Source organism: Micromonospora sp. NPDC047557 (genome assembly GCF_043205095.1).
In the GTDB taxonomy this organism is placed as follows: Bacteria; Actinomycetota; Actinomycetes; order Mycobacteriales; family Micromonosporaceae; genus Micromonospora.
The window spans coordinates 95,962-108,751 of the sequence record NZ_JBIDDK010000016.1 but is presented as its reverse complement, the minus strand read 5'-3'; the positions used below and the strand labels follow the sequence as shown (position 1 = coordinate 108,751).

Annotated in this window: 11 protein-coding genes; 7 read left to right on the top strand and 4 right to left on the bottom strand. The window is 72.9% G+C overall.

All coding sequences use genetic code 11. The features are described 5' to 3' along the window. Positions 1–290 precede the first annotated feature (290 nt). The 3 genes from ACGGAQ_RS28275 to ACGGAQ_RS28265 all read left to right on the top strand — a co-directional run bounded on the left by ACGGAQ_RS28275 (position 291) and on the right by ACGGAQ_RS28265 (position 1,970). Complete coding sequence (locus ACGGAQ_RS28275) at positions 291–992, top strand: VOC family protein (RefSeq protein ID WP_393054371.1); 702 nt, start codon at positions 291–293, stop codon at positions 990–992. Positions 993–1,177: 185 nt separating this feature from the next. Beyond that, the gene (locus ACGGAQ_RS28270) at positions 1,178–1,606 is read left to right on the top strand and encodes a hypothetical protein (protein WP_393054369.1); all 429 of its coding nucleotides are present in this window, start codon (positions 1,178–1,180) and stop codon (positions 1,604–1,606) included. A 46-nt stretch (positions 1,607–1,652) separates the two neighbouring features. Next, a complete protein-coding gene (locus ACGGAQ_RS28265; protein WP_354860947.1) occupies positions 1,653–1,970 on the top strand; it encodes a hypothetical protein in 318 nt (105 codons plus the stop codon). A gap of 366 nt (positions 1,971–2,336) precedes the next feature. Here the strand turns inward: ACGGAQ_RS28265 and ACGGAQ_RS28260 are convergent, their stop codons facing one another. From ACGGAQ_RS28260 to ACGGAQ_RS28250, 3 genes are read right to left on the bottom strand one after another with little or no spacing between them, the layout of a single operon-like run. After that, positions 2,337–3,047: an HAD family hydrolase gene (locus ACGGAQ_RS28260; RefSeq protein WP_393054367.1), complete on the bottom strand. Its 711-nt coding sequence runs from the start codon at positions 3,045–3,047 to the stop codon at positions 2,337–2,339. A 41-nt stretch (positions 3,048–3,088) separates the two neighbouring features. Then, the gene (locus ACGGAQ_RS28255) at positions 3,089–3,709 is read right to left on the bottom strand and encodes a TetR/AcrR family transcriptional regulator (protein ID WP_393054365.1); all 621 of its coding nucleotides are present in this window, start codon (positions 3,707–3,709) and stop codon (positions 3,089–3,091) included. Positions 3,710–3,746: 37 nt separating this feature from the next. Next, entirely contained in the window at positions 3,747–3,920 is a 174-nt protein-coding gene (locus ACGGAQ_RS28250) for a hypothetical protein (RefSeq protein WP_393054363.1), read from the bottom strand. Positions 3,921–4,075: 155 nt separating this feature from the next. On the opposite strand from ACGGAQ_RS28250, the gene ACGGAQ_RS28245 reads away from it, so the two are divergent. Continuing rightward, the gene (locus tag ACGGAQ_RS28245; RefSeq protein WP_393054361.1) at positions 4,076–4,465 is read left to right on the top strand and encodes a hypothetical protein; all 390 of its coding nucleotides are present in this window, start codon (positions 4,076–4,078) and stop codon (positions 4,463–4,465) included. Between the two features lie 136 nt (positions 4,466–4,601). Here the strand turns inward: ACGGAQ_RS28245 and ACGGAQ_RS28240 are convergent, their stop codons facing one another. Further along, positions 4,602–7,310, bottom strand: coding sequence for a glucosidase (locus ACGGAQ_RS28240; RefSeq protein WP_393054359.1), 2,709 nt, complete (start codon positions 7,308–7,310; stop codon positions 4,602–4,604). Between the two features lie 42 nt (positions 7,311–7,352). On the opposite strand from ACGGAQ_RS28240, the gene ACGGAQ_RS28235 reads away from it, so the two are divergent. The 3 genes from ACGGAQ_RS28235 (at position 7,353) to ACGGAQ_RS28225 (ending at position 12,711) form a co-directional block, all read left to right on the top strand. Then, positions 7,353–9,296: an amylo-alpha-1,6-glucosidase gene (locus ACGGAQ_RS28235; protein ID WP_393054357.1), complete on the top strand. Its 1,944-nt coding sequence runs from the start codon at positions 7,353–7,355 to the stop codon at positions 9,294–9,296. A 137-nt stretch (positions 9,297–9,433) separates the two neighbouring features. Beyond that, positions 9,434–10,768, top strand: coding sequence for a glycosyltransferase family 4 protein (locus ACGGAQ_RS28230; RefSeq protein ID WP_393054355.1), 1,335 nt, complete (start codon positions 9,434–9,436; stop codon positions 10,766–10,768). A gap of 83 nt (positions 10,769–10,851) precedes the next feature. After that, on the top strand, positions 10,852–12,711 hold the full coding sequence (locus tag ACGGAQ_RS28225; RefSeq protein WP_393054353.1) for a protein kinase: 1,860 nt from the start codon (positions 10,852–10,854) through the stop codon (positions 12,709–12,711). Positions 12,712–12,790 lie beyond the last annotated feature (79 nt).

Below are 12,790 nucleotides of genomic sequence, written 5' to 3'. Positions count from 1 at the left end.
AGATGCCGGAGGGCGAGCGGGTGGCGCACGCTGACAACCAGCTCATCGCGCAGTTCGCGACGGCGGCGCCCCGCGCCTTACCCCGACGGCCTGGAAGGCGTTCGGGTTACGCCAACCTGTCACCGACCCCGGCGGGGCGCGCGGCCCCACCAGATGGAGATCTTGGACAGTTACCGTTCTGTCAGAACGGTAACTGTCCAAGATCTGCGTCGCCTTCCGGACGATGGCTGCCGCAATCGGCTCCCGGTCCCGCAGCGGACAGGCGCATCCGCACCAGGCATGCTGGGACCGTGATCGCACGTTTCAAGGATCTCTGTCTGGACGCCGCCGACCCGCTCGCCCTGGGCGGCTTCTGGGCGCGGGTGCTCGACGCCGACGTGACCGACGTCGGTGACGGCGACACGCGGATCGATCCCCGCTCGGCGCGCTCGGACGCCGAGTCGATCTGGGTGAACCGGGTGCCCGAGCCGAGGATCGGCAGGACACGCGTACACCTGGATCTGCGCCTGGCCGACGCGGACCCGGCGGCGCTGCTCGCGGCCGGCGCCCGACTGGTCCGGGAACCGGACGGCGTCGGCGACAGGTGGGTGCTGGCCGACCCGGACGGCAACGAGTTCTGCGCGCTCGCCGCTCGTGACGCGACCCGGCCGGGCCCGGTCGCGCTGGTGGTGGACGCGCTCGACCCGGCCGCGCAGGCGACCTGGTGGGCCGGCGTGCTCGGCGGCACGATCGCGCCTGGACCGACGTCGACATCGCTGCTCGACGCCGCCGGCTTTCCCGGGGAGAGCTGGGTGTTCGACGGGGTGACGGAACCCAAGGCTGTCAAGAACCGGATGCACTGGGACGTCGAGATGACGGCCCCGGAGCCCACCGCGCTACTGGACGCGGGGGCGATGCTCCTGCGCGAGCCGGTCGACACGGCGCGCTGGTGGGTGCTGGCCGACCCGGAGGGCAACGAGTTCTGCGCCTTTGCGCCACGTCCCACCGGGTGAACGACCGACTACCCAGCGCGGGCGGCGTCGACTAGCGTTTCCGTAGCGCCGCAGCCAGCGCGTTCGCCGCCGACGTCGACACGCCTCCGGCCGGCCCAGCCTGCCCGATCGGTTGGTTATCGCGGGAACGTCCCACCGCCGCTGCACCGGTTCGGCAGGATCGTCCCAATGAGGGAGGTGCCGTCGTGCAGGACACCCGCGCTCTCGCCCTGACGTTCGAGGTGAGCGGCCTGCCACCGGTCAAGACCGAAGCGTTGTCCATCTTCGCCGCCGGGCACCGGCAGGCGACGAGGGTCCGCACCCTGCTCCAGGCCGCCTTGGACGCGGCCCAGCGCACCGGCTGGACGCCGTTGCCCGGGCCGATCGAGGTGGACCTGGTTCTGCGCTGCCCGCCCGGGCACCGGACATCCGACGCCAGCACCCTGCTCGGCGGCGTCTGCGCGGTGCTGCAGGACAAGAAGCGGGTCTCCACCATCGGCCTGGCGCACCTCGGCGTCCTGGTGGATGTCGCCCTCTACGACGACCGGCAGATCCGCCGCTTGTCGTACCACGAGGAGCCGGCGGAGGACTTCTCGTACCAGGTGCGGGTAGCCGCCGTACCTTCCGGCGTTTGACCGACGGCCGCGGTGGGGTATCGCGGACGCCGACGAAGGGAGCACGATGTCGGAGCCACATGTCACGCTCGACCCGCGCGGGCTCGACCCCGTGCAGCAGAAGCTGCGCGGGCCGCTGGAGGACCAGCTGACCTCGGCTCTCCAGGCAGCCACCGACCGGATTCGCGCCGGGTACGCCGGCGAGCCGGTCGAGCAGGTGTGCCAGCGGCTGTTGGACGAGACCCGCTCCGGGTTGCATCCCGACATCGCGGCCGGGTTCAACCCGGATATGGACGAGTTCTGCCGGGTGGCGATCTCGATCGTGCGTGGCGGGTCCGACGAGCCGGACGCCCGCCCCACCGGCGACGGCCGGCACCGCGCCTAGCGGGCCGGCGCCGATCGCAGTGGCCGGGTCAGGACCGGGTCCGCAACTACCCGGTCCTGACGTCCGGCCGTCCGACGGGGAGCGGACAGGTCCGGCACCCACCGCGCGCGTGTGCGCGGCACGACGCCACGCGGCCCGGCGGGGAGGTCCGGCCGCCCTGCACTCAGCTCCACGGTGCCCACCCGCCGGACACCGGTGCGCCCCCGGCACACCCCGAAAGGCCGTGAGCGCCGGCCCAGGTTAGGCGGATCCCGGAGGGCCGGACAAGCGTTGCGGGACCGTCCGGCACGTGACTGATCTCAAGGGGAAAAAGCGGCATGTGCGCGTAACGCGTTCATGATCTTCGACGCTGTTCGGGTTCGACGGTCAGAAGTGCCGGAGCAGGTCCCGGAAGGCGGCCAGTCGCAGCACGCCGGTGTCGGTCGGGTCCAGCTCGTCGTCCTCCAACACCCAGGTGTTCTCGTTAGGAATGAACACCGCGTTCAGTCCGGCCGCCCGCGCCGGGAGGATGTCGGACTTCGGGGAGTTACCGATCATCCACGCGTCGGCCGGCTCGAACCCGTGCTCGCGGATGAGCCACCGGTAGGTGTCGACGTTCTTCTCGGCGACGATGTGCGCCGCGCCGAAGTGGTGCAGCAGCCCGCAGGCATCCAGCTTGCGCTGCTGCTCCTCCTGCTCACCCTTGGTCAGCAGCAGCAGTTCGTGCCGGCCGGCCAACTCGTCGAGCGCCTCGGCGACACCGGGCATCAGCTCCACCCGGTGCTCCACCAGCGCCAGGGCCAGCCGGTCGATCTCCTGACGCTCGGCGTCGGTGGCCGGCCGTTCGCGCAGCCGCTCCAGGCACTCGGCGAGGCTGCGGAGGAAGACCTTGCTGCCGTACCCGTGCGCCACCGCGTTGGCCCGCTCGATGTCGTCGAGGATCGCCCGAGTCTCCGCCCGGTCCAGGGTGGGGTGGTCGAGCCAGGCCAGGAAGTCGTCGATCACCCGCTCGAAGACGACGTTGTTCTCCCACAACGTGTCGTCCGCGTCGAAGATCAATACCTGTGCCCGTCGACGGGCCGCCTGGTCCGCGGTCATGCCGGCACCTCCTCGCGATCATGCTCGTGCGGACGCGAACTCTAGGGCATTGCGCCCCGGGCACCCAGCGAGTTCCCGTCCGCCGGGCAGGGCCACCACAGCAGCCTCTCCATGATCATCGCCTCCCGCTCCTCCTGCGCCTCGGGGCGCAGCCGGCCGCCGCGGGTGAGCATCACGACGCCGTGCAGCAGGCTCCAGCCCACCTCGGCGAGGGTGTCCGGATCACGCCCCTGGGCCAGCGGGAGCAGGGCCGCCCGCAGCGCGGCGAAGACCGCCCGCGGCGCCGCCGGCACCCCGGCCGCGCCGAGGGCGAGGTCCGGGGTCAGCGCGAGCATCGCGTCGTAGACAGCCGGATTGGCGTACGCGAAGTCGAGGTACGCGCTCGCCATCACCGCCCAGGCCCGCTCCGGGAAGGGGTTGTCGGCGTGGGCGGCGGTCAGCTCGGCGGCCAGCTCGGCGAAGCCGTGCACCGCGACGGCCGCCAGCAGCGCCTCCTGGTCGGCGAAATGCCGGTAGAGGTCGCCGACGTCCACGTTGGCCCGCTCGGCGAGTCGTCGGCCGTTCAGCCCCGTCCAACCCTCGGCCTCGGCCAGCTCGCGGGCGACCGTGACGATGAGATGTCGCCGGTCCTCTTCGGTGGCCTCCTCGGCAGGTACGGACACGGGCCGAGCGTAACGACCAGCACTGTTCGTATCCGCCTCATGACGGATTGGTGACTGTTCGCCTGCTCTGCGGACCGGAGCGCAGGACGAACACCGCCCGCTCGATGGGGACGAGCGTCTCCCGCACCAGCAGCATCGCCATCGAGACGTTCTCCGCCAACTCGACGTCCTCGGCGACGTCGGGCGTGGTCAGCAGCGGCGCGATGATCACCCACCTGCGCTACGACGAGGCGAGGTTCGTCGCGGTGAACCTGGTGTACCTCGCCCTGGCCGCCTTCGTGGCCTGGGGCCGGCTCGGCCCCGAGCCCTTCACCGGCTGAGATCCGCGTTCACTGGAACTCCACACCGCCTCGCTAGCCTGGCGCGATGACATCGCGGACCCTGCTGCGTCGACGCACGCGACGCCTCCTCGTGGCCGGGTTCGGCGTCGTGGGCCTGCTGGCCTGTGGTTGGGGCCTGTGGTTCCTGTCGCTGTGGGCGTTCGGCGACGAGGGATCGTTGCCGCCGAAGTGGCGCATCCCGGAGGTACCCGCCGGGGCGACAGTCGTCGACCAGAGCCAGACGTGTGCCTCCGGCGGGTGCTCGTGGCAGGTCACGGTGGCACCCCCGGCCGGACAGTCCCCGGCGGAACTCGCCGAGCAGATGGGCCTCTCCGAGGAGCAGGACCTGCCGCCGAGACTGCTCGACCCCGGGTCCGTCTACGTGGTGGCGGAACCGAGGAACGACCAGTTGGTCATCCACGTCGGCTACGAGTGAGCGCCGCCCCGCACCCGCAAGATCCGCACACTTTCGGCGAAGTTGCTGCCTCCGGCCACCGTGATGCAGCACCTTCCCTGAAGTTGCGCGGATCTTGCGGGTGCGGGGCGGCGCGGCGCGGGCGGGGCGCGGCCGGTCAGCGGCGCAGGGTGAGGATCAGGTCGGCGATCAGGGCCGTCCAGCCGGTCTGGTGCCAGGCGCCCAGGCCGGCGCCGTTGTCGCCGTGGAAGTACTCCGGGAAGGCGATCAGGTCGCGCCAGTCCGGGTGGGTCTGGAACATCTGAGCGGCGCCGTAGATCGGCCGTCGGCCCCAGTCGTCCTGGGTGAAGAGCGAGATCAGCCGGGCGGACAGGTCGTCGGCGATCTCGTCCAGCGAGCGTTTCACCCCGGAGCGGGTCGGATACTCCACCTGGAGGTCGTCGCCGAAGAACGCCGCGTAGTCGCGTAGTGCGCTGATCAACAGGAAGTTCGTCGGCATCCAGATCGGCCCGCGCCAGTTCGAGTTGCCGCCGAACAGGCCGCTCGTCGACTCGGCCGGTTCGTAGCCGACGGAGAACTCCTGCCCGCCGAGGGTGACGGAGAACGGCTTGTCCAGGTGCGCGCGGGACAGCGTCCGCAGGCCGAAGTCGGAGAGGAACTCGTCGGGGTCGAGCATCCGGGCGAGCAGCCGGACCACCTGATCCTGGCCGACCATGGACAGCAGCCGCTGCTGGCGGCCGTCCGGGCCGAGCCGGCGGGTGCCGATCACCTGGGCGTACTCGGGGCGGTTGGTGAGGAACCAGCGCAGCCGGGCGCCCAGCTCCGGCAGCCGGTGCAGGGTCTTGGCGGTGAGGCGGGTGGTGGCGGCCAGCGGCAGCAGCCCGACCACCGAGCGGACCTTCAGCGGCACCTTCGTGCCGTCGGCGAGGCGCAGCACGTCGTAGAAGAAGGCGTCCTCGTCGTCCCACAGCCCCTGCTCGTACGCGGCGGCGGCGATGTAGAGGAAGTGCTCGAAGAACTTCGTGGCGGTGTCCACCCACGTCCGGTCGTGCTCGGCCAGCACGATGGCCATGTCGAGCAGGTTGAGGGCGTACATGGCCATCCAGCCGGTGCCGTCGGACTGCTCCAGCACACCGGCCACCGGCAGCGCCGCCGAGCGGTCGAACGGCCCGACGTTGTCCAGCCCGAGGAAGCCGCCCTCGAAGACGTTGTTGCCGCCGGTGTCCTTGCGGTTGACCCACCAGGTGAAGTTGAGCAGCAGCTTGTGCATCACCCGGCCCAGGAACTCGAAGTCCTTGCCGCCATCGATCTCGAACACCTTGAGCGCCGCCCAGGCGTGCACCGGCGGGTTCACGTCCCCGAACGCCCACTCGTACGCCGGGATCTGCCCGTTGGGGTGCAGGTACCACTCGCGCAGCAGGAGCAGGATCTGCTCCTTGGCGAAGCCCGGATCGACCCGGGCGATGCTCACGCAGTGGAAGGCCAGGTCCCACGCCGCGTACCAGGGATACTCCCAGGGGTCGGGCATCGAGATGACGTCGAAGCTGGTCATGTGCCACCAGGCGCTGTTGCGCCCGTGCCGGCGCCCGGCCGGCGGGGGCGACGAGCCCGGGTCGCCGTCCAGCCAGCGCTTGACGTCGAAGTGGTAGAACTGCTTGCCCCACATCAGCCCGGCGATGGCCTGTCGCGCCACGAGCGCCTCGTCCGGGGTCGCGGCCTCCGGGATCACACCGGCGAAGAAGCGGTTCGCCTCGGCCCGCCGTGCCCACACCACGGCCTCGAAGCCGTCCCGAAGGTCGGCCGGGGGTGGCGGGGCGGCGGCCGGCGGCGACGCGGTACGGGTCAGCCGCAGCCGGATCTGGCGCTGGCCGCCGGCCGGCACGTCGAGCACGTAGTGCAACGCGCCCTTGGTGCCCTCGCGGGCCGGGTTGACCGTGGGGGCGCCGTTGACCACGTGGTCGTTGATGCCGTCCTTCGGGTACGGCGAGCGGCCGGGCAGCCCCCACAGCCGCTCGGCGTTGGTGTCGTTGTCGCAGAGCAGCGGCACCGGGCCGCCGTCGCCCTCCAGCAGCAGTTGGCCGAGCACCCGGTGCTCACCGACCAGCCGGGTGCCCTCCCCGGTGAGCCGGGGGATCCGGTCGCCGCCGGGCAGCCCCCAGGCCCAGGTGTTGCGGAACCACAGGGTGGGCAGCACGTGCAGGGTCGCCGCCTCATCGCCCCGGTTGGCCACGGTCACCACCATGCACAGGTCGGTCGGTGACGCCTTGGCGTAGTCGACGGTCACCGCCCAGTACCTGTCGTCGTCGAAGATCCCGGTGTCCACCAGCTCGTACTCGGTGTCGTCCCGGCCACGCAGCGCGTTCACCGCGACGAGCTCGTCGTACGGGAAGGCGGCCTGCGGGTAGTGGTAGCGCCAGCGCATCCAGGAGTGGGTGGGCGTGGAGTCCTCGTACCACCAGTATTCCTTGGCGTCCTCCCCGTGGTTGCCGCCGTCGCCGCCGAGGCCGAACATCCGCTCCTTGAGGATCGGGTCCTTGCCGTTCCACAGCGCCAGGGCGAAGGCGAAGGTCTGTCGGTCGTCGCAGACGCCTGCCATCCCGTCTTCATTCCAGCGGTAGGCTCTGGACCGCGCATGGTCGTGTGGGAAGTAGTCCCACGCCGTACCGTGCTCGCTGTAGTCCTCCCGTACCGTCCCCCACGCCCGTTCGGACAGATAGGGACCCCATGCACGCCAGTCCTGCTCCCCCGAGTCGGCCTGGGCGAGCCGGAGCCGCTCAGCGTCGGGTGGCGAGGCGTCGGAGGACGATCGGTCAGTGATCACGTGCACATCTTTGACGCCGCCGAGGTACTTCACCACAGCGGCCATTCTCGTCGTGGCGTGTTACACCTCGGCGGCGGTGGAGGAAAGTTGATCGACATTCACTTCGGCCCGCAGGTCTGCGGCGATCTGACCAGCGCGTCCAGCCGGGAGTGGCTGGTGCCCGACGGCCTCGGCGGGTACGCGATGGGCACCGTCGGTGGGCTGCGGACCCGCCGCTACCACGGTCTGCTGGTGGTGCCGGGCGAAACTCCCGCGTCCCGCCAGGTGGGACTCGTCAGCCTCGACCCGGCGGTCACCCTGCCGTCCGGCGCCCGGGTCCGGCTCGGCGCCCACGAGTGGTCCTCCGGCGTCGTCGACCCGCGCGGCTTCGAGCTGCTGGAACGCTTCGACCTGGTCGACGGGCTGCCCCGGTGGCGGTGGCGGATCGGCGCGGTCGTGATCGAGCGGGAGCTGGCCATGCTGCCCGGCCGCTCCTGCGTGGCGGTCGTCCACCGGCTGGTCGCCGGCGGTCCGGTCCGGCTGGAGCTGTCGGCCGCGTGCACCTGGCGCGACGCGCACGGCGAGCGTCGGGCCGACGGCCCGACGCCGCAGGTCGAGGCGGTCGCCGACGGCGCGGTGGTCGAGGGCGCGTACCGGCTCGCCGGGCCCGGCTGGACGCCGGAGGGGCAGTGGTGGCTGGGCGTGCACCACCGCGAGGAGGCCAACCGGGGTTTGAACGCGGACGAGGACCTCTGGTACGCGGGACGCTTCGCCGGCGAGCTGGAACGCCCCGGCGACACGGTGTCGGTGCGGGCCTGGGCGGGCCGGCTGGACGAGGAACCGCCGCCGGCCGCCGAGATCGTGGCGACGGCCCGGCGACGCAACCGGCAGGTGGTGGCCGCGGCGAAGCCGGCCGACGAGGTGGACGCGACGCTCGCGCTGGCCGCCGACGCGTTCGTGGTCCGTCCCGCCGGCGCGGCGGTCGACGTGGTGGCCGGCTACCCGTGGTTCGGCGCCTGGTCGCGGGACACGATGATCTCGTACGAGGGATTGTTCCTCTGCACGGGCCGGGCCGCCGAGGGGCGCGAGCTGCTGCGGGCGTACGCGGCGACGCTGTCCGAGGGGATGCTCGCCAACACGGCCGACACCGGCCGGGTGGAGTACAACACCGTCGACGGCACGCTGTGGTTCCTGCACGCGGTGAGCCGGCACGTGACGGTCACCGGCGACACCGATCTCGGTGACGAGCTGCTGCCGGCGCTGCGCACGGTCGTCGACGCGCACGTGGCCGGCACCCGCTACGGGATCGCCGTCGACCCGGCCGACGGGCTGCTCGCCCAGGGTGCCCCGGGCACCGCCCTGACGTGGATGGACGCCCGCGTGTACGGGGTGCCGGTCACCCCGCGCACGGGCAAGCCGGTCGAGGTCAACGCGTTGTGGATCAACGGGCTGGCCGGTCTCGCCGAGCTGACCGAGCTGGCCGGGCAGGACGCGGGCGAACTGTGGCGGCGGCACGCCCAGGCGACCGCGTCGTTCCGGGACCGTTTCCCGTCCCCGACCGGCTGGCTGCACGACGTGCTGGACGCGCCCGCGCCGGCGTACCCACTCGGTGGGGCGGCCCTGCACGACGACGACGCCCTGCGCCCCAACCAGTTGCTGGCCTGGTCGTTGCCGTTCGCGCCGCTGGAGCCGGACGAGCCGACGCTGCGCCGGATCGCGGCCGGGCTGCTCACCCCTCTCGGGCCCCGCAGCCTCGCCCCGGACTCGCCCGAGTTCGTGGGTCGGCACCGGGGTGGCCCGGCCGAGCGCGACGGCGGCTACCACCAGGGCACGGTGTGGCCGTGGCTGCTCGGGCCGTACGTGGACGCCGCCCGCCGGGGCAAGATGTCAGTCGATGACGTATTGATCGGTATTGAGTCCCATCTGACCGAATATGGGCTAGGCTCGGTAAGCGAGACGGCCGACGGCGTCGCGCCGCACTCCGCGACCGGCTGCCCGTTCCAGGCGTGGTCGGTGGCCGAGCTGCTGCGGGTGCGCCGAAAGGGCCAGTAGCGCTTTACACGACCGCAACGGCGGTGTCTCCGCTGGTTATCTCGGCCCCGGCAGGATTGGCCCCGATCCAGACGCGACGGCGACACCGACTCCGGTGTCGGTCGGCGCGCGCCCGGGGACAACTCAAAGGGGGCCGCATGTCACCCGACGCCCACGTGATCGACATCCACCCCGCCCGTCAGCTGCGGGTGCTGATGCTGTCGTGGGAGTACCCGCCGGTGCTCGTCGGCGGCCTCGGCCGACACGTGCACGCCCTCTCCGTCGCCCTCGCCGCCGCCGGCCACGAGGTCACCGTCGTCACCCGCCACGCCGAGGGCGCACCCCTGGAGGAGTACGCCGACGGCGTGCGCATCCTGCGCGCTCCCGAAGACCCGGTGACGTTCCCCCTCGCCACCGGCTCCCTGCTCGCCTGGACCATGGCCTTCAACCACACCCTCACCCGCACCGCCCTACGCGCCACCCAGGCCGGCAGCTACGACGTCATCCACGCCCACGACTGGCTCGTCGCCCACACCGCGACCACCCTCGCCGAACACCTCGACCTGCCGCTGGTCACCACCATTCACGCCACCGAGGCGGGCCGGCACCAGGGCTGGCTGCCCGAGGAGATGAACCGCACCATCCACGGCGTCGAGCACTGGCTCAGCGGGTCCTCCACCCGGGTGATCACCTGTTCGGGTTACATGCGCGACCAGGTCAGCGCGCTGTTCGACGTGCCGACCGGGCTGGTCGACGTGGTGCCCAACGGGGTCGACGACCGGGCCTGGCGGGCCCGCCCGCGCGCGGTCGCCACGGCCCGCGCACGGTTCGCCGCGGACGGCCCCCTCGTCGGGTACGCCGGACGCCTGGTGTACGAGAAGGGCGTGCAGCACCTCGTGCACGCGGTGCCCCGGCTGCGCGAGCGGCACCCCGGCCTGCGCGTGGTGATCGCCGGCGACGGCCCGTACCGCCCCGAGTTGGAGGCCGAGGCCCGCCGCCTGGCGCTCGGCTCGACCGTCCGCTTCACGGGCTTCCTCGACGCCACCCAACTGCCGGCGGTGCTCGGCGCGACCGACGCGACTGTGGTCCCCAGCCTCTACGAGCCGTTCGGCATGGTGGCCCTGGAAGCGGCGGCCGCCGGAGCGCCGCTGGCGGTGGCCCGCACCGGCGGCCTCGCCGAGATCGTCGAGTCCGGCGTGACAGGTGTGACGTTCCCGCACAGCGACCCGGCGGCCCTCGCGGGAGCGGTCGACCAACTGCTCGGCGACGAGGTCTTCGCCCGACGGGTGGCCCGACGGGCCCGCAGCATGGTCGGCGAGCGGTACGGCTGGGCCAGCATCGCGGCCCGCACCGCCGCCACCTATGCCACCGCCCGTCGCGAGCACGGCCCGCTCCAGGCCCGGCGGGCCGCCGCCCGACTGGCCGGCGGGCGTGACCGGATCGCCATCCCGGAGGGCAATCTGCTCGCCGCCGCCGACCACGCCGCCTGCTGAGCCAAGTCGGACGACCGATAGGTGACTTCCGATCCGCTGGTTAGGGTGTACCTCGGACAGCGGCTGAGGAGGAGCGTGCGCAGGTGCTGATCGCCGGTCGGTACCGGCTGCTCGACCTGGTGGGTCGCGGGGGCATGGGTCGGGTGTGGCGAGCCCGCGACGAGATGCTGCACCGCGAGGTCGCGGTCAAGGAGGTCGTACCGCCCAGTTGGCTGGCCGACCACGAACGGGCCGAGCTGCGCTCCCGCACGCTGCGGGAGGCGCGCGCCGCGGCCCGGCTCAACCACCCCGCAGTGGTCCGGCTCTACGACGTCGTCCCGGTCGAGGGCAGCCCGTGGATCGTGATGGAGTACGTCCCGTCGCGCACCCTGCAGGACGTCATCGACGCCGAGGGGCCGCTGGCGCCGGCCCGCGCCGCCCGGATCGGCCTGGCCCTGCTCGGCGCGCTGGAGGCCGCGCACACGGCCGGAGTGCTGCACCGCGACGTCAAACCGCAGAACGTGCTCGTCGCCCACGATGGCCGGGTGATGCTCGCCGACTTCGGGCTGGCCACCTTCGACGGCGGGGACGGCGCGATGACCCGCCCCGGGATGGTGCTCGGCTCCCCGCAGTACGTCGCCCCGGAGCGCGCCGCCGAGGGCGTGTCCACGGTGGCCGCCGACCTGTGGTCGCTCGGGGCCACCCTGCACGCCGCCGTGGAGGGCCGCTCCCCGTACGCCCGCAGCAACGCGATGGCCACGCTCAGCGCCCTGGCCGCGGGCCCACCCGACCCGGCCCCGCACGCCGGTCCGCTCGCCCCGGTGCTCGCCGGGCTGCTGCGCCGCGACCCGCGCGACCGCCTCGACCACGACGACGCCCGCCGGCTGCTCACCGCCGCCACGACCGGCCATCCCAGCCCGCCGCCGCACTCGCGGGAAGCCGCAGCCGACGCCCCGTCCGGCTCCTCGGCCGCGGCGGCGTCCGCCTCCGGGGAACCGGGCGACCAGGACGTCACCATCGCGCTGCCCGAGTCCGACCCGGCCGCCACCACCAGCGGCAGCGAGGCCGTTCCACCGGGAAACGCTGCGACCGACGCCCGCCCGAGCGGCGAACCGGGCGTCCGGGCCTCGGCGGATGTGACAACCCCCGCCCCTGCGACGTCCGAGCGACTGGGCGGACGACTGGGCGAGCGGCCGACGGCGCGGCGGGCCGCGCTTGTCGTCACCGCGCTGCTCGTGTCCGCCGCGGCCGGCGTGGGCACCGCGCTGGCCGTCGCCGGTGACGCCCCGACCGACACCGCCGGGCGGTCCACCGCGACGCCGGCGAATCGTCCGAACGACGGCAGCGGCGCGAACGAGGGCTCCGGCGATGACCGGGGCGGCCCGTACGGCGGTGGCGGGCCGTACGGCGGTGGTGGTCCCGGCCGGCCCGGCCCGCCGCCGAATGGCCGCGACGTGCCCCCGCCGCCGTTCCCCTGCGTCCATCCGGACGTCGCGGGGCCGCCGGTCGCGGCCGGGTCACCCGCGCCGGGCGAGCGGTTCCGGCCACCCGCGGGTTGGGTCTGGCACGCCGACAGCACCGGCTTCCGGGTCTCCGTGCCGGCGACCTGGCACTACTCACGCGAAGGCGCGCTGGTCTGCTTCCAGGACCCGGCCACCGGTCGGGCGTTGAGCGTCGCGCAGGGCACGGAGGCCGACCCGCTTACCCGACTGCGGTCGGCCCGCGACGACGCGGCCCGAATCGGGGCGCTGCCGAACTACGACGAGATCCGGCTCGCCGCGGGCGGCGGCGGCGCGGAGTGGGAGTGCCGGTGGACGGCCCCGTACGGCCCGGTGCTGCACGCCCGGCAACAGGTCCTCCCGGGCGAGCGCTGGACCCTGGGCTGGATCACCGACGACCGGGACTGGACAGCCGCCGACGCGGACTGGACAACGGTGCGAAAGAGTTTCCGACCACCCCGCTGACCTGCGCCGTATGGCCCTGCTCGGCCCTCCGTCCGGCGTGGATCGAGGCCGCTCAGCGGATGAGAAAAGCCGCGTTGGT

Coding starts and splice junctions, on each gene's coding strand:
- ACGGAQ_RS28265 (WP_354860947.1), top strand. CDS start 1,653: ATGTCGGAGCCACATGTCACGCTCGACCCGCGCGGGCTCGACCCCGTG.
- ACGGAQ_RS28260 (WP_393054367.1), bottom strand. CDS start 3,047: ATGACCGCGGACCAGGCGGCCCGTCGACGGGCACAGGTATTGATCTTC.
- ACGGAQ_RS28245 (WP_393054361.1), top strand. CDS start 4,076: ATGACATCGCGGACCCTGCTGCGTCGACGCACGCGACGCCTCCTCGTG.
- ACGGAQ_RS28240 (WP_393054359.1), bottom strand. CDS start 7,310: ATGGCCGCTGTGGTGAAGTACCTCGGCGGCGTCAAAGATGTGCACGTG.
- ACGGAQ_RS28230 (WP_393054355.1), top strand. CDS start 9,434: ATGTCACCCGACGCCCACGTGATCGACATCCACCCCGCCCGTCAGCTG.